Annotated in this window: 15 protein-coding genes; 6 read left to right on the forward strand and 9 right to left on the reverse strand. The window is 61.9% G+C overall.

Annotated features, from left to right (window positions below):
- Positions 1–9: 9 nt before the first annotated feature.
- Positions 10–1,119, reverse strand: a complete 1,110-nt coding sequence (locus CFE428DRAFT_RS00935) for an aminopeptidase (protein ID WP_006977527.1) — start codon at positions 1,117–1,119, stop codon at positions 10–12.
- A gap of 72 nt (positions 1,120–1,191) precedes the next feature.
- On the opposite strand from CFE428DRAFT_RS00935, the gene CFE428DRAFT_RS00940 reads away from it, so the two are divergent.
- From CFE428DRAFT_RS00940 to CFE428DRAFT_RS00955, 4 genes are all read left to right on the forward strand, one after another.
- On the forward strand, positions 1,192–1,668 hold the full coding sequence (locus CFE428DRAFT_RS00940) for an adenylyltransferase/cytidyltransferase family protein (RefSeq protein ID WP_006977528.1): 477 nt from the start codon (positions 1,192–1,194) through the stop codon (positions 1,666–1,668).
- Entirely contained in the window at positions 1,656–2,240 is a 585-nt protein-coding gene (gene purN / locus CFE428DRAFT_RS00945) for a phosphoribosylglycinamide formyltransferase (protein ID WP_006977529.1), read from the forward strand. The genes CFE428DRAFT_RS00940 and purN overlap by 13 nt, the downstream gene beginning before the upstream one ends.
- A 262-nt stretch (positions 2,241–2,502) precedes the next feature.
- Complete coding sequence (locus tag CFE428DRAFT_RS00950) at positions 2,503–4,041, forward strand: ankyrin repeat domain-containing protein (RefSeq protein WP_042724176.1); 1,539 nt, start codon at positions 2,503–2,505, stop codon at positions 4,039–4,041.
- A 326-nt stretch (positions 4,042–4,367) separates the two neighbouring features.
- Positions 4,368–6,404, forward strand: coding sequence for an ATP-dependent helicase (locus CFE428DRAFT_RS00955; RefSeq protein ID WP_006977531.1), 2,037 nt, complete (start codon positions 4,368–4,370; stop codon positions 6,402–6,404).
- Positions 6,405–6,525: 121 nt separating this feature from the next.
- On the opposite strand, the gene CFE428DRAFT_RS38200 is transcribed toward CFE428DRAFT_RS00955, so the two are convergent.
- The 8 genes from CFE428DRAFT_RS38200 to CFE428DRAFT_RS00990 form a co-directional block, all read right to left on the reverse strand.
- On the reverse strand, positions 6,526–6,675 hold the full coding sequence (locus tag CFE428DRAFT_RS38200) for a hypothetical protein (protein WP_162145215.1): 150 nt from the start codon (positions 6,673–6,675) through the stop codon (positions 6,526–6,528).
- Complete coding sequence (locus CFE428DRAFT_RS00960; RefSeq protein WP_006977532.1) at positions 6,641–9,940, reverse strand: WD40 domain-containing protein; 3,300 nt, start codon at positions 9,938–9,940, stop codon at positions 6,641–6,643. The genes CFE428DRAFT_RS38200 and CFE428DRAFT_RS00960 overlap by 35 nt, the downstream gene beginning before the upstream one ends.
- Positions 9,940–10,908 (reverse strand): FHA domain-containing serine/threonine-protein kinase, encoded by a 969-nt coding sequence (locus CFE428DRAFT_RS00965; RefSeq protein ID WP_006977533.1) that lies wholly within the window; start codon positions 10,906–10,908, stop codon positions 9,940–9,942. Before CFE428DRAFT_RS00965 ends, CFE428DRAFT_RS00960 begins: the two co-directional genes overlap by 1 nt.
- Before the next feature lie 174 nt (positions 10,909–11,082).
- Positions 11,083–12,192, reverse strand: coding sequence for a glycosyltransferase family 9 protein (locus CFE428DRAFT_RS00970; protein ID WP_006977534.1), 1,110 nt, complete (start codon positions 12,190–12,192; stop codon positions 11,083–11,085).
- Positions 12,193–12,543: 351 nt separating this feature from the next.
- Complete coding sequence (locus tag CFE428DRAFT_RS36865) at positions 12,544–12,738, reverse strand: hypothetical protein (protein WP_042724177.1); 195 nt, start codon at positions 12,736–12,738, stop codon at positions 12,544–12,546.
- Between the two features lie 196 nt (positions 12,739–12,934).
- On the reverse strand, positions 12,935–14,005 hold the full coding sequence (locus tag CFE428DRAFT_RS00980) for a C40 family peptidase (protein WP_006977536.1): 1,071 nt from the start codon (positions 14,003–14,005) through the stop codon (positions 12,935–12,937).
- A gap of 111 nt (positions 14,006–14,116) precedes the next feature.
- Positions 14,117–15,451, reverse strand: coding sequence for a dipeptidase (locus CFE428DRAFT_RS00985; protein WP_131989200.1), 1,335 nt, complete (start codon positions 15,449–15,451; stop codon positions 14,117–14,119).
- Positions 15,452–15,706: 255 nt separating this feature from the next.
- A complete protein-coding gene (locus CFE428DRAFT_RS00990) occupies positions 15,707–16,162 on the reverse strand; it encodes a hypothetical protein (protein WP_006977538.1) in 456 nt (151 codons plus the stop codon).
- 254 nt (positions 16,163–16,416) lie between these two features.
- Here CFE428DRAFT_RS00990 and CFE428DRAFT_RS00995 point away from each other — a divergent pair, with 254 nt between their 5' ends.
- Both CFE428DRAFT_RS00995 and rho read left to right on the forward strand, forming a co-directional pair.
- Entirely contained in the window at positions 16,417–17,175 is a 759-nt protein-coding gene (locus CFE428DRAFT_RS00995; RefSeq protein ID WP_006977539.1) for a YebC/PmpR family DNA-binding transcriptional regulator, read from the forward strand.
- A gap of 84 nt (positions 17,176–17,259) precedes the next feature.
- Positions 17,260–19,038: a transcription termination factor Rho gene (rho, locus tag CFE428DRAFT_RS35215; protein ID WP_006977540.1), complete on the forward strand. Its 1,779-nt coding sequence runs from the start codon at positions 17,260–17,262 to the stop codon at positions 19,036–19,038.
- Positions 19,039–19,106: the final 68 nt, after the last annotated feature.

Here is a 19,106-nt window from a genome sequence, read left to right on the forward strand (position 1 = left end):
ACGAGGCGGCTACTTCAGGCGATCGGGATTCAAGGCCTGGAGCGCCTTGGGCACGAAACGGCCGTCTTCCCGGATGAGCTTGCCGTCAAAGTGAATGGTGCCGCCGCCGTAATCCGGGCGCTGGATGTTCACCAGATCCCAGTGGACCTGCGAACGGTTGCCATTCTCGGTCTCCTCGTAGCACTGGCCCGGAGTGAAATGGAACGAGCCATTGATCTTCTCGTCGAAGAGGATGTCGCGCATCGGGTGCAGGACGTGGGGATTAAAGCCGATGGCAAACTCGCCGATGTAACGCGCGCCGGCATCGCTATCGAGGATGGCGTTGAGCTTCTCGGTGTGGTTCGCGGTGGCGTTGATGACTTTGCCGTCCTTGAACTCGAGTCGCACGTTGTCGAAGGCCGTGCCCTGGTAGATCGACGGTGCATTGTAAGTCACGTAGCCCTGCACGGAATTGCGCACCGGAGCGGTGAAGACTTCACCGTCGGGAATGTTATGCGTGCCGCCGCAGGGGATGGCCTGGATACCTTTGATGGAAAAGCGTAGGTCGGTGCCGGGGCCTTTGATTTCGACCTTATCGGTCGATTCCATGGCCGCCTTCAGCGCCTTCATGCCCGGCTGCATCTTCGCGTAGTTCAGCGTGCAAACGTCGAAGAAGAATTTCTCAAAGGCCTCCGTGCTCATCCCCGCGCTCTGGGCCATGCTGGGCGACGGCCAGCGCAGCACACACCAGCGGGTCTTCTTCACGCGCCAATCGAGCACCGGCTTCATTTTCTTCGAGAGGAGCTTCATCTTCTCGGGCGGGACGTCGGAGAGCTCGGTGATGTTGTCCCCGCCGCGCACGGCGATGTAGGCCTCCATTTTCTTCATCTGCGCGAGCTGGATGTGGGAGGCGACGTCGAGCTGCTCCTCCTGGGCGCCGATGGCCATTTCGCGGGAAACGCGCGACGAATGGATTTGCACGAAAGGCACGGCGCCCACCTCGCGGGCGGCGCGGACGAGCGCGATGGACATCTCCGGCGGGATGTCGAAGGCATCGATCAGCACCTTGTCGCCCTTGACAAGCTTGGTGGAAAAATTGACGAGGCCGTGAGCCAATTTGTCGAAACGGGGGTCGTGCATAAGGGGGACACGCTAGCACACGCGGATTTGCGCTGGCTACGGGGAAAGCACCGCTACTATGTTGCGCCCCGCATGTCTCCGAAACTGAAAACACCCGAGCAACTGGCCGCCTTGCGCGACGAATACGCCGCCGCGGGCAGGCGACTGGTGTTTACCAACGGGTGCTTTGATCTGCTCCACGTGGGGCACGTGCGCTATCTGCAAGCCGCCCGGGCGCTGGGCGATGCGCTGCTCGTGGCAGTCAATGGGGACGTGAGCGTGCGCGCACTGAAGGGGCCGACCCGGCCGATCAACAACGAGCAGGACCGCGCGGAAGTGCTGGGCGCTCTCGGGTGCGTGGATTACCTGACCATTTTTCACACCGATCGGGTGACCGATCTCGTCCGCGCGATTCGCCCGCAGGTCTATGCCAAGGGCGGCGACTATACCGTGGCCAGCCTGGACGCCGGGGAACGCGACGCGCTGGAAGCCGTCGGCGCGGAAATCCAGATCCTCCCCTTGGTGCCGGGAAAATCCACGACCAACATCATCGAGACATGGAAAAGCTGAAAATTGGGATTCTCGGATCGGGCAAAGGCTCGAATTTTCGAGCGATCGCCGATGCGATTGCCGCCGGTGCGGTCGATGCGGAAACGCGTATCGTGATCAGCGATGTCGAAAGCGCGGGCATCCTGACGCTGGCGCGCGAGCGGCATCTGCGCGCGGAATATGTCGCGCCGGGGAAATTCAAGACCAAGTTCGAACCGGAAGCCGAGCAACGCGTCGTGTCGCTCTTAAAAGAAGCGGGCGTGGAGTTGGTCGTGCTGGCGGGCTGGATGCGCATGATCAAGGCGCCACTGCTCGAAGCGTTCCCGCGGCGAATCATCAATATTCATCCCTCGCTGCTGCCGCAGTTCCCGGGTCTCGAAGCTTGGAAACAGGCGCTGGCAGCCGGGGTTAATGAAACAGGCTGCACCGTGCATTATGTCGACGCGGGCATGGATACCGGCGAAGTGATCGCGCAGAGCCGCGTGCCGGTTTTCCCGAGCGACACGGCGGAGCAACTGCATGCGCGGATTCAAGTGGCGGAGCACGAACTCTATGCGGAAGTGATCGGGGAATTCGCGCGGAAAGCGGAGTAGGGGAAGAAAAGTTGAGGGTTGAGGGTTGAGAGTTGAGAGCCGGTTTTCGGACTGCGTCGTCACGGGACAAATCAAACACGGATCACGGATCACTGATTACTGATTACTGATTACTTCTCTCTCCTCCGCGTTTTAAATCATCGGCCTCCCGCCGCGGGGTTGACCGCGAACCGGGCGGCGCGCTAAAAACCCCGCCATGAGAGCGTGGTCGCTATTGTTGATGCTTTGTGTTTGTGGGCCTCTAGCGGGTGCGGAGGATTTATTGAGTCTGGCGGAAAAGGGATTTCATCACGACGAGCTGCGGAAGGAATTGCGGGCCTCACCGCAGGCGGCTCTCACCTTGCGCGATGCGGACCAAAGGACGGCGTTGCACATGTCGGCCATGCATGGGCAGTTCGAAGATGTGTTTCTTCTCCTGGAGGCGGGCGCTCGGATTGATGTGGTCGACAAGGCCGGTTACACGCCGCTGCGCTATGCTCTCGAGGGACGTCAGCGGGCCTACGGGTTGCTCTGTGCGCAGGTGCTGGTGGCTGGCGGAGCGAATATCAATCGCGTGGACGAAAACGGCAGTACCCCCTTGGCCATTGCCGTGGCCAATGGCTTTCGCCCAGCGGTGGAGTTCTTGATCAGCCAGGGCGCGGTGGTCGAGCCCAAGGAGGTGCCGCCGGAACAGCAGCCGTTGACAATCGCGCTCCGGAGAAATGATGCGGAAATGATCGCGCTGCTGGAGAAGGCCAAAACGTGGGCCGCAAAAAAATCGCCGGACACTTCCAATAGGCCGGACAAGGTCGACGCACGCTTTCTGGCCGCGGTGCGGGCCGGCGACATACCTTTGGTCGTCGACTTGATTCAGCAAGGGGCGGTCATTGACACGGCCGATGCCGATGGCGCTACCGCTCTTTATATTGCGGTGAAAGAGCATCGTGCAGAGATGGTTTCGTTGCTGCTCTACAATGGCGCCGATCCCAATCGGGCGAAAAACGACGGCATGACACCGTTGATGGCTTCCATGCCGTTCTTCGACATCAAGGGAACTGGCGTCTTCCTGATGCTGATCCAATTTGGCGCCGACGTGAATGCGGTAACGAAGGATGGCCGCACGCCGCTGAGTGAAGCGGTGGCCGCGCGCAATAACTTCACCGCCAAATGGTGCATCTGGCGGGGAGCGAAGCTCGATGTGAAGACGAAGAAAGGAACGTTGATGCAGATCGCGAAAGCGCGCCCGGATTGGCCGTCGATGATTGACGTGTTGAAGAAGGAAGGGGTGGCCGACGATGAGGCGCTGCCCGTGTCCGCTACCGAGGCGGCGTTCAATGCGGTGCGCGCCGGAGATATCGCCGCGGTGGAAGAGGCGTTGAAGGACGGGGTGGCGGTGGACGTGACGGATGATGTCGGTGCGCCGATGCTCGCGTGGGCGGCTCATTACAAGCGCCTGGACATCGTCGATCTCCTGCTCAAACACGGCGCGAACGTCGACCAGAGAAACGCGAAAACGAGCAAGACCGCCCTCCAGGAATTTGCGCTTTACGGAAAAGACGGCAATGACGGGGAGGCTGCGGAGCGCATGCAGGAACTGTTGGACCGGGGCGCCGATCCAAATGTGGTGACCAAGGATGGTGACACCGCACTGATGATCGCCGCGCGCACGGGCACGAAAGGGGAGAATCTCATGCTGCTCTTAAAACTGACGAAGGACCTGAATGCGCGAAACAAAGATGGCAAGACGGCGCTTGGCCTGGCGCGTGAATATGGGAACCAGGACGTGGCGGAGATACTGGTGTCGCACGGGGCGGTGGAGTGAAAGGAAAGGCGGAACATCCAACACCCAACATCCAATTTTCAGACACTCCGCGCTGAGGCGGAGGGGCGGAGAGGGAAAGAAAAGGATGAAGGATGAAGGCGGAAGGATGAAGTGAAGTGCGCTGCGCGGATTTTCGAGGACGCGGCCTTCGTTACCCAGGCGACACAAATCTCTTCATCCTTTTCCTCCGTCTAGAGGCGTGTGGCATTTCGGCTGCGTTAGCGGTCTTGAGAATTCCCGATACGCAAGTGGAAAATCGTGCGGGAAAACTTTTTCGGGAGCGCACTTGCGCGGGGCGCGGACGGGGGCAATCTGTGCGCGCTTTTATGTCCGGCTTCTCGCTTTTCGATCTCAATCCCGAACAGGAACAGGCGGTGCGTACCACAGAGGGTCCGCTGCTGATCCTGGCGGGTGCGGGGACCGGCAAGACGCGCGTGATCACCATGCGCGTGGCGTTTCTCATTTCTCAAGGTGTCGACCCTTCGCACATCCTGGCGGTGACGTTTACCAACAAGGCGGCGGATGAAATGCGCGAGCGCCTGGCGAAGATGATCGAGCCTTCGCAGGCGAAGAAGGTGACGATGTCCACCTTCCACGCGCTTTGCGTGCGCATCCTGCGGCAGGACATCGAGAAGCTCGGCTGGAAGAAGAATTTCTCCATCTACGACGAGGGCGACCAGATGGGCTTGATCAAGAAGATCATCACTCGCACGGCGGCGAAGGATGAGAAGCTTGATCCCAACGTCGCGAAGAACCTGATTTCCAAAGCGAAAAACAACGGCTGGCGCGAGGTATCGCCGGGCGATGAGAAGACCCTCGCAGGTGCGGTCTTCGCGCGCTACCAGGCGGAGCTGAAGACGCTGAACGCGGTGGATTTCGACGATCTCCTCCTGCTCGCGGTGAAGGTGCTCTCGGAGCATGCGGATGTGCGCGATCGCTGGCACCGGCGGTTCCGTTACCTGATGGTCGACGAATTCCAGGACACGAACCGGCTGCAGCTCGAACTGGTGTCCATGCTGGCCAAGCCCGCCGAGGGCACGGGCGGGCGGCCGAACGTGGCGGTGGTAGGTGACGATGATCAATCCATCTACGGCTGGCGCGGCGCGGAGGTGAGCAACATTCTCGAATTCGAGGCGCACTTTCCGGATCCAGTGGTGGTGAAGCTCGAGCAGAACTACCGCTCGACAAATGCGATTCTCAACACGGCCAACTTTCTGATTAAGAACAATCCCCGGCGCCGTCCGAAGAAGCTCTGGAGCTCGGCCGGTGACGGCGACAAGGTGCGCATCGTGGGCATGAGCGATGACCGCCAGGAAGCGGAATTCATTGCCAACGAGATCGCGCAACGCAGCGTGACGGAGAGCGCCCCGCACGAAGAGTTCGCCATTCTCTTCCGGATGAACGCGCAGTCGCGCCTGCTGGAGACGAATTTGCGCCAGCTCAATATCCCGTATCGGATCATCGGCGGGAAAAGCTTCTTCGACCGGCGTGAGGTGAAGGACCTGCTGGCCTACGCGAATTGCCTGGTGAACACGGATGATGACGTGTCGCTGCTGCGGATCATCAATACGCCGGCGCGGGGGATCAGCTCGAACACCGTGGAGAAGGCGACGGACTTCAGCGCGAAGCAGAAGTGCAGCGTGTTCGACGTCCTGACGAACGAAGCGTTTCGGGGCACGTTGACGAAGCGGACGGTGGAATCGCTCGACCGCTTTGTGGAAATGCTCGACCGTTTCGAGACGAAGCTGAACACGCCGTTGTCGGATCACGCCGCGGTGCTGCGCGAAATGATGAAGGAGACGGGCTATCTCGATGAGCTCAAGCGCACCTGCAAGACGCCGCAGGAGGCGTTGAGCCGGGAGACGAACCTGATGGATTTGCTGAAGTCATTTGAGGATTACCAGGGACGCTCGTCGGAAGGCCTGCGCGGGTTCCTGGATGAAATGAGCCTGCGCCAGGAGCGCGAGGAGGACGATGACGATGCGCGCGGGACAGGGGTGACGCTCATCACGCTCCACGCCGCCAAAGGGCTGGAGTATCCGCACGTGTATTTGATCGGCCTCGAGGAAGGGTTGCTGCCGCACGATCGTTCGAAGCTGGAAGGCACGGTCGATGAAGAGCGCCGGTTGTTGTATGTGGGCATCACCCGCGCGCGCCGGACGCTGGCGCTTTCGTGGTGCCGGCATCGGATCCGGTACGGCAGTCCCATGCCGTGCACGCCGAGCTCGTTCATCAAGGAACTCCCACCGGAGTGGATCATCCATCGCGACGCTACGCAGATCCTGCAGGCGCCGGTGAGTGAGGCTGCGGCGAAGAGCAAGTTTGGGGCTTTGCGCGCCGCCGTCGAGCGAGCGGCGGGGTAGGGGGGAGGAAAGTTGATAGTTGAGGGTTGATCGTTGAGAGCCGGTTTTCGGACTGCCATGTTGCAGGTCCAAGAGCGGGCACCGGCGCTAGCGTAGCTATTCTTGGACGCACTCTACGGCGCTACCTCTCCACTGGTTCGATAAGGAACTGGAAGCCGGGGATGGGCGTGACGACGAAGTGCTCGACGGTGAGTTCCACTTCGCCCGCGGTCTTCGTTTCGAAGGCTGCGAATTTTTCAGTGGGCGCATCGGCGGTCCAGTTTTCGAGCACGGTCTGGCCATCGGCCAGCACGCGAACGCCGCCGCCACCGGACGCGTGGAAGCGCCATTTGCCCACAGGGAGGTTGATTTTGGCGGTGGCGATCATGCCGTAGTGATCCGCCCCCGGTCCGCGCTCGGTGAGTTCGGAATTCAAATTCAAAGCCTTCGGCCCGCCGCTCTGGTAAGGCAGCATGAGAGCGCGAACCGGTCGTGTTGACCGCCTCGGGTTCATGGGCCAGTGCACGCCATGCGGTGAGGTCACCGAGTGGGTCGGTGCGCGACGCGAACCAGGAGACCGACCAGCGGGCCCGACTCACGTAATTATAGGCGTAGGGGAGGAGCGCGGTTGAACCGGAAAGATGCGCCAGTTCGCGGAAAGCGGTGATCGCTGCTTCGGGTTGTCCGGCTTCCCAACTGTCGTGCACGGTGTTGAGCAACTCCAGCGCGCGGCGTTTGTCGCCGACCAGGGCGGGGGACGACATCCAATCCGGCGAAGGCGTATCCAGGGAGCGGGCAAACGCCGCCTCGGCATTTGCCCCCGCGGTACGGGAAGCGGCATCATCCGGGGCGAGGCTGTGCAACTGCCCGAAGGTGAGGCGAGCGTCGTCCACCCAGCCGACCTGGGCATAGGTGAGAGCGAGCTTGCGCAGCGTCTCGAGGTCCTTGGGATGCTCCTTTTTGTATTCGATCAGTCGGTCGATGGCATCGAGGCGCGCACCACGTTCCGCATCGCGAATGCGTAAGGCCGAGTCATAGCCGGCGCTGAGGTTCTGCTGGCCATCCGGGCTCCAGTCGAGTGCATCCAATTCCGAGGTGCCGAGGCCATGGGAAATCTGCGCGACTTCGCCGCCGCTGTCGGTGGCAAAAATGCGGACGATGCCGTCCTGGCCGGCGGTGGCCAGTCGATGCCCATTGGGGCTCCACGCCACCCGCCAGACGCCGCTGCTGTGTCCGTGAAGCTGGCGAATCAAATGCCCGGTGGCGCCATCGAGGACATCCGCGAGACCATCCTGCGTGCCATACGCCAGATAGTGACCGCCGGGACTCCAACGCATATCGAAGATGGCATGCGGAGGTTCATATTCGGAAACGGCACTGCCCAACGGCGCGGGCGACGCGGTCTTCCAGGTCGATAGAATGGTGCCGGCAAACGCATCCCAGACCTGAATCGCGCCATCCGTTCCGCCGAGGGCGATGCGCGTTTCATCGGGGAACCACACGAGGCTCTTCGTGGGGCGCAGAATGGTGGTGACCAGCATGCCGTTGCGCGTGTCCCAGATGCGCGTTTCATCCAGCCCGGCGCCGGCCAGGTAGCGCCCCGAAGGACTCCACGCCACGCGCACCGCGCGCGGTAGGGCGTAGACACCGAGCGGGCAGCCGCTGGCGGTATCGAGGACTTCGACCAGACCCCAACCGCGCGAAGCGGTGGCGATGCGGGTGCCGTCGGGGGACCACGCGACGTCAAAAAGGTTGCTGTGCGAGGAGTGCGCGGGCAGAGAGAGGCCAGAGACGGGATCGACGAGAAAGATGCGATCCCGGAAATTAACGACCGCCACCCGCGAGCCGTTCGGATCCCATTGTGCGGCCGAGATCCAGTTGCTTGGCTTGACTTTGATGGCGGTGTCTTCCGTCGAGGACGGCAGCCAGGCGCGCAAAGTGCCGTCCGACCCGCCCGAGAAGAGCACCGTAGGGCTCGGGCTTCCGTCCGTCGCGGGCAGCTTGATCCACGCGAGCACATTGACCTCTCCGGAATGGCCGTTCAGCACTTCGGAGACGTTGGAGGAACTGAGGGTGTCGATGCGAATCGTCCCGTCATGGCTGGCGCTGGCGATTTGCGAACCCTCCGGCCGCCACGCCACGGCGCTGATAAACCCGTGATGCGTCGTGAAATTGTAGAGCCGGTCTTTCTTGCCGATCTCATAGACCGATACGGTTAGATGCTTGGACCCGGCGGCGACATATTTGCCGGTCGGATCGATGGCTACGGCGAAGACGTCATTCCCAGAGCCCGCCGCGATGGAGAACGCGGCGCGTGAGTTGAAATCGAAAACCTCGAGGGTCTTGTCCGTATCGGTCTCACCCGCGGCGAGTCGTGCCCCGTCCGCGGACCAGTCCAGCGAGGCCGCGCCGTGTTTGGTGGTGGCGAAGGTTTCGGGGCGACCGGCATTGCCATTTCCGAGCGGATGCCAGATGAGCAGTTCCTTCTCGAGGCTGCCGATGGCGAGCGTCGGCGTGCCGCCGTCGTTGGGCCGCCACGCGACGGTGCGTACTGGATTGCCGATGCCGATCCGCACCTCGGCCACGCTCTTGTGGGCGTTGATGTCCCAGATGCGCACGTAACCGTCCTGCCCGCCCGAGGCGAGGTATTTCCCGTCGCTGCTCCAGGAAACGGCGAGCACCCCGCCCGGGTGAGCCTGCACGCGCCACTGCGGCACGAGCCCGCGCGTTTGCCAGAGCGCGATTTCGCCATCCGCGCCGCCAGTGGCCAGGCGCGTTCCGTCGGCATTGGCGCACAGGGCGAAAACGCCGCCGGTATGGGCATTGATGCGCAAACGATCCTGACTCGCCTGACCCATGAGGTAATACCACTCCCACTCCCGCAGATCCCGGCCGCTGGGTTCGTGGCGATGCCGCTGCAAAAGCTGGCGCGCGGTTTCCGAGCGTCCGTCGGAGAGCTGGCGGCCAGCCTGCAGCATATCCGAGAGATAGAGTTCCGACTCGGCCACATCGCGTTGCTTGTCAGCCAAATCACGGGCGATGCTCGCCTGAATGGACGCCTTCTCCGCGCGGTCGCGTGCGCGATAGAGATAAACGGAGAAGATGACCCCGGCGAGCAGCAGCAGCGCGGCTGCGGAGGAGATCGTGCGATGGCGGCGCAGGAAAAGCCCCAGGATCTTCACCGCGCCGGCATTTTCCGCGCTCGTGGCGAAGCCGTTCTGATAGGCTTGGATCTCGGTCTGCAGCGCCTTGACCGTGGGGTACCGGTTGGCCTTTTCAAACGACATCGCCTTCAAGGCGACCGCCGCGAGCGATTCTGGCAGGCGTCCGCCGGGCCAGTGCGCATGGCGCTTTTTCCCGCAAGCCTCGGCGAAAGGCACGATGTTACCGGATCGCACATTTTGGATGACCTCGGCGTTGCTGCGTCCGTGAAATGGCGGCCGCAGCGTGATGACGAAATAGAGGATCGCGCCCAGCGAATAGATATCCGTGCGCTCGTCCATGAGCTCCACTTCGCCATTCGCCTGCTCGGGCGGCATGTACTGCGGCGTGCCCATCACCGTGCCGGAAATCGTCGGGCCGATTGTGGTGGCTTCCGCGTCGGAGGCTGGTGCGTTTCCTCCTCTGGCAACGGTTCGGGTTGGGGCTTGTGCTTGCCACTGCGGTGTTGCTCCCGGCCCAGTAGCTTGGCCAGACCCCAGTCCATGACCAGCGCCTCACCGTATTCACCGAGCATGATATTCGCCGGCTTGAGGTCGCGATGAATGACGCCCTTGGAGTGCGCGAAAGCGAGCGCGTCGCAGATTTTTTGGAAAACCGTGAGCAGCGCGCTGAGGGGCCAATTGCGGATCGTCTCCGCATCGCTGGCGTCGAGTAGTTCGAGCACGCGCTTGAGCGAAATGCCCCGCACGAGCTTCATCGTGTAGAAGGGTTTGCCGTCCTTGTTTACGCCGAGCTCGTGCACAGGGACGATGTTCGGGTGTTCGAGTTGCGCGGTGACCTGCGCCTCCTGGCAAAAGCGATCGAAAGCCGCTGGCTTCGAATCATCGCGGATGAGCTTCATCGCCACCTCGCGCTGCAAAGTTGACTCGATGGCGCTCTTGATCACACCCATGCCGCCGTGGGCCACGGTGCGCCCGACGCTGTAATTGCGTCCGTCGCGCATCTCGGCGTTCAACGTGCGCCGCACCCTTACCTCGCTCGCGTCGGACGTGCTCGTGTCTCCCATGGAATCGAGAATGACGTGCGCCTCACCGAGCCGGATTTTTTGATCGGGCTGCACGGAGGTCGCTTTCCGAATCTCCTCCTCATCGACGAACGTCCCGTTTCCACTGCCCAGGTCTTCGATCTCCCAATCCACATCGTCCAGCTTCAACCGCGCGTGCTGGTCCGCCACGCCCTCTGCCCGGAAACGGATTTCCGCGTCCGCGCCACTACCGAGGATGTAAGTGCCTGGGGAAAGAGTCTGCGTGAGAAGCGGCTTGTCGCGCAGGAAAACCGTTACCTTCGTCTGGGGTGCCGACATGGGGGATTGTGGTAGACCGTTCGGAGCCGGGGGGCAAGGAGGAGTTGAGAGTTGAGAGTCCCCCGGCCGCGCACTTTCTGGTGACGTTCCGCGCCAGCTATCGAACAAAACCCAGCCGCGGAGCGGCCTATCCGGCGGAAAAGTGGCGGACTCTCAACTCTCAACCCTCAACTCTCAACTCTCAACTTCCCGCTCCATCAACTTTTCCACGATCCGCGCTTCGTTCTCATCCAGATAGCGCGCCGCTCCGCCGGTGAAATACAGCTCGATGCGGCGGCACACTTCCTCCGCTGTAATCATGTCCATGCAGCGGGGCAACGGCAGGCTGCGCGGGCCGGGGGCGGTTTCCGGGACGACGTCGACGCAAAGGTTTTCGTCCTTTTCGTCGCCGTCGCCGAGCGGGATGGTGCGGCTCTTCCAGCATCCGCCGTTGTCGCAACAAAGCAGTGCGCCATTCATGTGAATGTATTGATGATGCGGGTAGGCCTCCCACTGCGACGGTTCACGTCCGCCGGCGACCACCACGCAGGGGCGATTCAACGGCCGGCCGCCCTTCACCTCCACCGCGGCGGCGAGGTGCATGAGCATGGTCACCGGAGAGATGACGCCCTGCGCGTGATAGACCAGCCGCACGAGTTGGCGGAGATCGGTCTTGCCGCGCAGGTCGAGCACTCCTTTCAAGGGCGGGTGCCAGTGCCTCACCTCGCCCACCTGCACAAAGAGGATCTTCCCACGAAAGTGATCCACCACCTGCTGCCAACGCACGGAGTCCCACCACTTGATCGTGTAGTCGGCCTTGCCGCCGGCGACGACGATCCAGAATGGCACCGGCTCGTGGGTGATCTCCTGGACTTGCGACATCCAGTGTTTTTCCTGCGCGGTGAGGAAGATGCTGCCCTTGAACGGCCCGGGGGAGATCCGCTGGCCGATCTTGGTGCTGATGTCATCGGTGAACCCGTGGATGAAATGATACGGGTACTGATTGCTCTTGTGGATGAGCGGATAGTGGCAGTCGATGACCTCGACCTCGGGATCCTCCTCGCGCAGCGGGGTGATGTGCGGATTGTTTTCCCACAGCTCTGCGCAGGAGGTGCGCACGTCGGTGATGAATTGCCCCGGGAAAGTCCGGTGCAGATCGCGCACCGCGGCGGTGAGCATCACGATGTCGCCCGGCGACTGGAAATTGCGCAGGATGAGTTTGCGGGGCCGCGGTTGCCCGGCAGGCGCGGAGGATTTGATAGCGCGGGAAGAGGAAGTGCTTCCCTGGGGAGTGGCTGGAGTCATTGGTCGTCTAGGCGCGATTCACTGCTGCACGCGGAGACAACCCGAAAGTGGCGGACAAACCAGCGCTAAAAGAGGGTCGAGCTGCTGCTCGAGGAAGAGCTTGGGCTCATCGAGCTGCTGCAGGAGGAACTGCTTTGCGAAGAACTGCTGTGGGACGAGCTGCTTTGCGAGGAGCTACTGTGCGACGAACTGCTCATCGAAGAGCTGCTGTGCGAACTGCTCGACGAACTCGGGCTCATCGAACTGCTCGACGAACCGTGGGAAGAACTGCTGCTGCTTGGCGAAGGGCTGCTGCTGTGGGAGGAGCTACTCTGGGAGGAGCTGCTGTGCGATGAGCTGCTCTGGGAAGAACTACTGTGCGACGAGCTGCTCTCCGAAGAACTGCTCGAGGGACTCATCGAACTCGAAGGGCGCATTGAACTGCTCGACGGCGAGCCGCTGTGCGAGGAATGCGAACTGTGCGAGGAACTGCTGTGGGAGGATTCCGAGGAACTGCTGCTGTAGGAGGAAGACGGATCCATCGAGGAGCTCCAGCTGCCAACACAATCAGGCGTCCCGGATGACCCAGACGTCACTTGATTAACCCATTTTCTCAGTGCCTCCAACATGGGCGCGGTTGATAACAGGCCGTGATATTGCGAAGCAAGTGGAATCTCAACTGATTCGCTATTCGGCCGTCATAATGCCCGTGGCCGTATGGTAGCGCCGAACCGCGGCCGTAGAATTCGCCAACCTACAGGCCTTAGTTTTCGTCCGAACTCGTCGGCTTCCTTTTCTTCTTCGTGCTCGTGCTGCTGCTTTTCTTTGGTGTGCTCGGCGCGGGTGTCGAGGCCGCCGTCTGCTTCTTTGGAGTATCCGCGGCTTCCGTCTCGGCCAGCAATGGTGCGGGCGCCGGCCCGCGCAAGCCAGGAATGCGGGAATACCCGACAAAATCCACCTTGGCTTTTTCCGCGTTCGCGGGATCGGCCTTGGGCATTTTGAAATCGAAGACGCTAACCCCCCAGCGTTGAATGCCGTTGTAACTGCGTCCGTCACTCGCGCCAAACACGATGCGCTTGCCGGTGCCTTTTTCGCGCCCGAGATACATCATCACGTGCGAGATCGGGATGTCGCGTCCGTTTTCGTAGGTGCCAGTCCAAAACATGAGATCGCCGGGCTGCAGTTCCTTGAACTCCGGGCTGTCGGCACTCTTGCTCACCACCGGAAAGAAACCGCCGCGCCTCGCCCACAGGTATTGTCCGCTCGAGTCCCGCGGCACGTCCGCGAAATTATGGGCGTGGAGCAGGTAATAAATCGTGCCCGAGCAATCCATGCCGCCGTTATCGGGATCGGAACTGCCGAACGTGTAGGTGAGATTGAGCCGGGTGAGATCGATCGCGTCGCGGATCAATTGCTGGATGCGCGGCGGTTGCGCGGCGAATTCCGCGATCTCCTCGGGTTCCACCGTGGCATTGGGAGCGTGCTCGGGTTTCGCCCTGGCATCGGGGGCCGGAGTCTTATCCGCGGTCTTGTCCGCCGTGACGTGTTTCTTCGGCGTCGGCGTCGCGCCGGTGCCATTGGCGTTTTTGTCCGATGGCGAATCGCCGGTGCCATCTGCCTTGGCTTTGGTTGGCAGCGGCAGATTCAAGGGCGAGGTGGCATTGTGCTTCGGCGCGGGAGTGGATGAATCGTCATCCGAAGACTCCGCTGCCGGCTTCTTCTTCGTCGCCGCATGCATGTCCATCGCACCGCCCATGATCAACGCCGTGCCGGTGAGTCCGACGACGAGGGCGAGGTATCGATTCATCGCCGTCACCATAGCATCGTTCAGCATGAATTCAGCGCGGATTCGAAGAAGACTCGGAGGGATGCGCTCCTGCGCGTTCCCACTCCTCCAGTCGCTTCTCCTCGAAAATGGGGACGCGCAGGAGCGCATTCCTCCCGCTCACCCCGCGAGTTCTTCGAGCAGCGCGCGGTTGAGACCGATGCCGCCGAAGAAATTCGCCAGCGGGAAATTTTCGTCCGGCGCATGCGCGCGGCAATCCGGCAACGCGAGACCGAGCAACAGCGTCTCCGCACCGAGCACACGCTTGAAAGTATTCACGATCGGGATGCTGCCACCCTCGCGGATGAGCGCGAGGTCCTTGCCGGGGAAAGCCCGTTGCAATGCCCGCTGCGCTGCCTGGCCGTCGGCGGATTGCGGGTCGGTAAAATACGGTTCGCCCGCATGGCTGCCGCTGATCTCCAGTTGCACGCCGGGCGGACATTTCGTCCGCAAATGTGCCTTCACCTTTTCCATCACGTCGTCGGGTTGCTGATTCGGCACCAATCGGAAGGTGAGCTTTGCAAACGCCTTCTGCGGCAGCACCGTCTTCGTGCCCACACCCTGGAATCCGCCGCCGATCCCATTCACCTCGGCCGTCGGCCGCGCCCACGTGCGCTCCAGGCTGGTAAAGCCCGCTTCCCCGAAAAGCTCCCGAGAGCCCGTGACCTTCAGCAAATCTTCGTCGCCAAAAGGCAGCCGCGCCCAAGCCGCGCGTTCCCAATCCTGCAGCGGCGCCACGTCGTCATAGAATCCCGGCACCGCGACATGCCCATTTTCATCGTGCAGACTCGCTACGAGCCGCGCCACGGCTGTCGCCGGATTCGCCACCGCGCCGCCATAAATCCCCGAGTGCAGATCGCTCCCCGGTCCGGTCACCTTCAATTCCAGTGCGCCGATACCGCGCAGCCCGTAAGTGAACGTCGGATACCCCTTCGCGATCATCCCCGTGTCCGAAATCGCGATCACGTCGCACCGTAAATCCTCCCGATGCGCGAGCAGGAACTCCTCGAGATGCGCGCTTCCCACTTCCTCCTCGCCCTCGATGAGCAGCACGAGATTCACCGGCAGTTCGCCCTTTTCCTTCAATGTCTCCTCCAACCCGAGCACATGGGCAAAAATCTGCCCCTTGTTGTCCGCCGCCCCGCGCGCGAAAACGACGTCATTCTCAATCCGCGGCTCAAACGGCGGCGAAGTCCACAGTTCCACCGGATCCACCGGCTGCACATCGTAGTGCCCGTAAATCATCACCGTCCGCCGCCCCGGCTGGTGCGCATTCTTCGCCAGCACAATCGGATGCCCCGCCGTCGACACCACGCGCGTCTCGAGTCCCATCCCCGTCAGCTTCCGCTCCAACCACGCCGCACAGGCCGCTACATCCCCCTTCCGTTCCGGATCAGTCGAAATGCTCGGGAAACGAAGAAACTGGAGGTACTCAGCGAGGCGTGGGTCGGACATGGACCCCATTTTACACGTTCACCCTACCGCGGCAATTCTCGTGAACGAACCGGAGTTTTGCGGTCGGGTCGAAGACCAGGAGGTGAGCGGGATCTCTGAGGCAGAGCCAAATTTTTGCCCCCGACGGCAGCGGCAGGAGGCGCAGGCACGACGCTCCCAGAAGGCCGGTTTCATGGCAGCGGGAAAACAGCGAGAACTTCGCAGAAGCCGGTCTGAAAAAAAACCGGTTTATCCGGCTGGGATACGGGCCGCCTTTTAGCGCCGGTAGGTCTTCGATTCGTCGGGCATGCCGCCACCCCAGTGGCGAGTGAGGGAAAGCATTTTGCCGTCGGCGCTGAATTCGCCGGAGAAAGAGGTGCGGCTGAGCGGGTCGTCGGAATCGATGCGGCCGGCATTGACCCACATGCTGAAACGTCCGGTCTCGGGTTGCACCTCGGACGCGGTGTAAGTGCCGGCGTCGGAGAAGATGCCGATGACGCGACCGGTGGCCGGTCCAGCAGTGTCGGGGACGAAGGTGATCTGGTTGCCGTCGCCATTGACCGGGCTCCAGTTGCCGGAAAGCACGTAGATCTTGGCAGCTTGCTTCGCATTGAGCGGGCGCTGACCGCGCTGGCCATGCTTCGATGGCGGCGTAGTCTCGCACGCTACAGAAAGGAGGCAGCTGGCGATGAGCAGGGCGAGGGGGGCGCGGGTGAGCAAAGTGTTCTTCATGGGTCCGGGAATTTGCGAAAAGCGGGGGGAGCTAAACAAAGTGCTTGGCGGATTCCAAGCACGATTGTCGGCCCTCGTCAGCTTCCGGTGTGGGCGAAAATTCCTTGTTGACGGGTCGGGCGTTTTCCCCCAATTTCGGCGACATCAGTTCGCGCTCCCGGCATTCCTGACCAGCTCTGGCAGGAATTTCTCCCTCACAAGAAAGTTCGCAGGAGCGCACCCGAACTGACTTATTTTCCAATACACCCTGATCCATGGCGGGTCATAGCAAGTGGTCCAAAGTTAAACACATTAAAGGTCCCCTCGACCAGAAACGGGGGCAGCTTTTCTCCAAGCTCGCGAAGGAAATCACCGTCGCAGCCAAGATGGGCGGCGGCGATCCCGGGGGCAACCCCCGGCTGCGCTCGGCCATCCTCGCGGCGCGGGCGCAATCCATGCCGAACGACAATATCGACCGGGCCATCAAACGTGGGACGGGCGCCGAGGGGACGGAGGCTTCGAATATCGAAGAATCCGTTTACGAGGCGTATGCCCCGGGCGGCGTGGCCCTGATCGTGGAAGTGGCGACCGACAACCGTAATCGCACTGCCGCGGACTTGCGGTTGATTCTCACCAAGAACCATGGTAACCTCGCTTCGCCCGGTGCGGTTTCCTACATGTTTCATCGGAAGGGACGCGTGACCGTTCCCACTACGACGATACAGGAGGAGCGCTTGTTCGACTTGGTGATTGAAGCCGGCGGCGAAGAGATGGCGCGCGAAGATGAGCATTACATCATCACGACTGCGCCCGACCAACTCTACGCCGTGGCCGAGACGCTGAAAAACAAAGGCGTGCAGGCGGACTCCCAGAAATTGACTTTTGTGCCCGAAACGCAAGTGACGGTGACCGATCCCACGGTCGCCACGCAAGTGGTGCGGCTCATCGAGGCGCTGGATGACAGCGACGATGTGCAGCACGTGCACACCAATTTCGCACCGACCGAGGAGGCCCTGGCCCAATTGTCCGCGTAGCGAATTTTCCCGTAACAACCCTCTCATTTTCCTGACGCCGCGCACTGAGCGCGAGTGGCCGAATTTCACCCGTATCTTTTGTTTATGACAGAGCCAGCAGAACAGCCTTTGCTCGAAGAGCAGAGCGCCGCGACCAAGAAACCCGCCAAGAAGCGGACCACGACCAAGAAGACCAGCGCCAGCACGACCAAGGCGGCCAAGACCAAGGAGCCGAAGGCGAAAAAGACGACCAAGTCCAAAGCTGCGTCGGCGGATGTCGTCGCTCCGGAACTCCCGCTGGAAACCATTCCCACTCCCGCTGTGACCCCGAAGGCGGCTCCTGCGCCCGCCCCGTTGCCAGCTGGCGTGGAAGAATGGCGTCCCTCCGGGCGCGCTACACCTGCACCTGCACCGGTAACTGCACCTGCGCCCGCGCCCGCGCCCGCGGTGGCGGCGCCGACACCGGCTTCCGCTGAAGTTCCGCCGCAACCGGCGGTCAGGCCGCGTCCGGTTTACATTCCGCGTCATGTTGCGAAGCAGATGGAAGAACAGGCTCGCGCTGCTGGCCTCGAGGCTGGTCCCATTCCCGTGGCCGTTTCCGCCGAGGAAGCGGCGCGCCTCGACATCCCACGGGCGGAGTATCGCCCGCAGGCCGAGCGCCCGCCGCGCCAGGAGCGTCATCACCAGGAACGTCAGCAGCAGGCTCCCCGCGAAGACTATACCCGCCAGGAGTATGCCCAGCCCGAGCCTCAGGCCGAGTTGCCGCCGCCGCGCGAAGATGAAATCGGCGAGGCCGAAGGTATCGTCGAAGTATCCGGCAAGGGCTTCGGTTTCCTCCGTGATCCGAAGCGCGGTTTTGCCCAGCATCCCGCGGATGTCTTCGTCACGCCCGAGCTTTGCCGCGCTTACAATCTGCGCGACGGCCAGTGGGTGAAAGGCCAGACCCGCAAGGGCAACCGTGGCCCGCAGCTCTTCAAGATCCAGACGATCAATGGCGATGACGCCGACAAGTCGGCCCACCTTCCGTCGTTCGATGAGCTCACCGTCATCAGCCCGGAAAAATTCATTCGCCTCGAGACCGTGCCCGAGCGTTTCACCACGCGCGTGGTCGATCTCATGTGCCCCATCGGCCGTGGCCAGCGCGGTCTCATCGTGGCACCGCCGCGCACCGGCAAGACCACGCTGCTCCAGCATATCGCCGAGGCCGTGGTGAAGAATCATCCCGACATCAAGCTCATCATCCTCCTCGTCGACGAACGTCCCGAGGAAGTGACCGAGATGAAGCGCACGCTGCCTACGGCCGAGGTCATGGCCAGCTCGAACGACAGCGATGTCAAGAGCCACACGCGCATTGCCCAGCTCGCCATCGAGCGCGCCAAGCGCCTCGTCGAATCCGGCAAGGACGTCTTCATTCTTTTGGATTCCATCACCCGCGTCGGCCGCGCCTTCAACAACGCCACCGGCGGCGGCGGGCGTACCGGCTCCGGCGGTCTCGACAACCGTGCGCTGGAAATTCCGCGCCGTATTTTCGCCGCCGCGCGCAATACTGAGGAAGCGGGCTCGCTCACCATCATCGCCACCGCGCTCATCGAGACCGGCAGCTTGATGGACGACCGCATCTTCCAGGAGTTCAAAGGCACCGGCAACATGGAGCTCGTTCTCGATCGCAAGATCAGCGACCAGCGCATCTACCCGGCCGTCGATATCTTCCAGAGCGGCACGCGCCGCGAGGAATTGCTTCTCTCGGAAACCGACTTGCACAAGATCGCCGTCATCCGCCGTGGACTCGCCGGCCACAAGCCGATCGAAGCCATCGAGCGACTGCTCTTCTTCGTGAAGAAATTCCCGACGAACGCGCAGATGCTGGCGGGCATTCCCGGCTGAGCCGGAGGAGGAAAGTTGATGGTTGATAGTTGAGAGTTGAGAGCCGCGTGGAGACTGTTGGAATTCTC

It is taken from the genome of Chthoniobacter flavus Ellin428 (genome assembly GCF_000173075.1).
Taxonomy (GTDB): Bacteria; Verrucomicrobiota; Verrucomicrobiia; order Chthoniobacterales; family Chthoniobacteraceae; genus Chthoniobacter; species Chthoniobacter flavus.

Bases quoted from the DNA above. Each gene is read 5' to 3' on its own strand.
- CFE428DRAFT_RS00990 (WP_006977538.1), bottom strand. From the start codon at position 16,162: ATGAAGAACACTTTGCTCACCCGCGCCCCCCTCGCCCTGCTCATCGCC.
- CFE428DRAFT_RS00940 (WP_006977528.1), top strand. From the start codon at position 1,192: ATGTCTCCGAAACTGAAAACACCCGAGCAACTGGCCGCCTTGCGCGAC.
- CFE428DRAFT_RS00955 (WP_006977531.1), top strand. From the start codon at position 4,368: ATGTCCGGCTTCTCGCTTTTCGATCTCAATCCCGAACAGGAACAGGCG.
- CFE428DRAFT_RS00965 (WP_006977533.1), bottom strand. From the start codon at position 10,908: ATGTCGGCACCCCAGACGAAGGTAACGGTTTTCCTGCGCGACAAGCCG.
- rho (WP_006977540.1), top strand. From the start codon at position 17,260: ATGACAGAGCCAGCAGAACAGCCTTTGCTCGAAGAGCAGAGCGCCGCG.
- CFE428DRAFT_RS00985 (WP_131989200.1), bottom strand. From the start codon at position 15,451: ATGTCCGACCCACGCCTCGCTGAGTACCTCCAGTTTCTTCGTTTCCCG.
- purN (WP_006977529.1), top strand. From the start codon at position 1,656: ATGGAAAAGCTGAAAATTGGGATTCTCGGATCGGGCAAAGGCTCGAAT.
- CFE428DRAFT_RS00935 (WP_006977527.1), bottom strand. From the start codon at position 1,119: ATGCACGACCCCCGTTTCGACAAATTGGCTCACGGCCTCGTCAATTTT.
- CFE428DRAFT_RS00995 (WP_006977539.1), top strand. From the start codon at position 16,417: ATGGCGGGTCATAGCAAGTGGTCCAAAGTTAAACACATTAAAGGTCCC.
- CFE428DRAFT_RS00980 (WP_006977536.1), bottom strand. From the start codon at position 14,005: ATGCTGAACGATGCTATGGTGACGGCGATGAATCGATACCTCGCCCTC.
- CFE428DRAFT_RS00960 (WP_006977532.1), bottom strand. From the start codon at position 9,940: ATGGGCACGCCGCAGTACATGCCGCCCGAGCAGGCGAATGGCGAAGTG.
- CFE428DRAFT_RS00970 (WP_006977534.1), bottom strand. From the start codon at position 12,192: ATGACTCCAGCCACTCCCCAGGGAAGCACTTCCTCTTCCCGCGCTATC.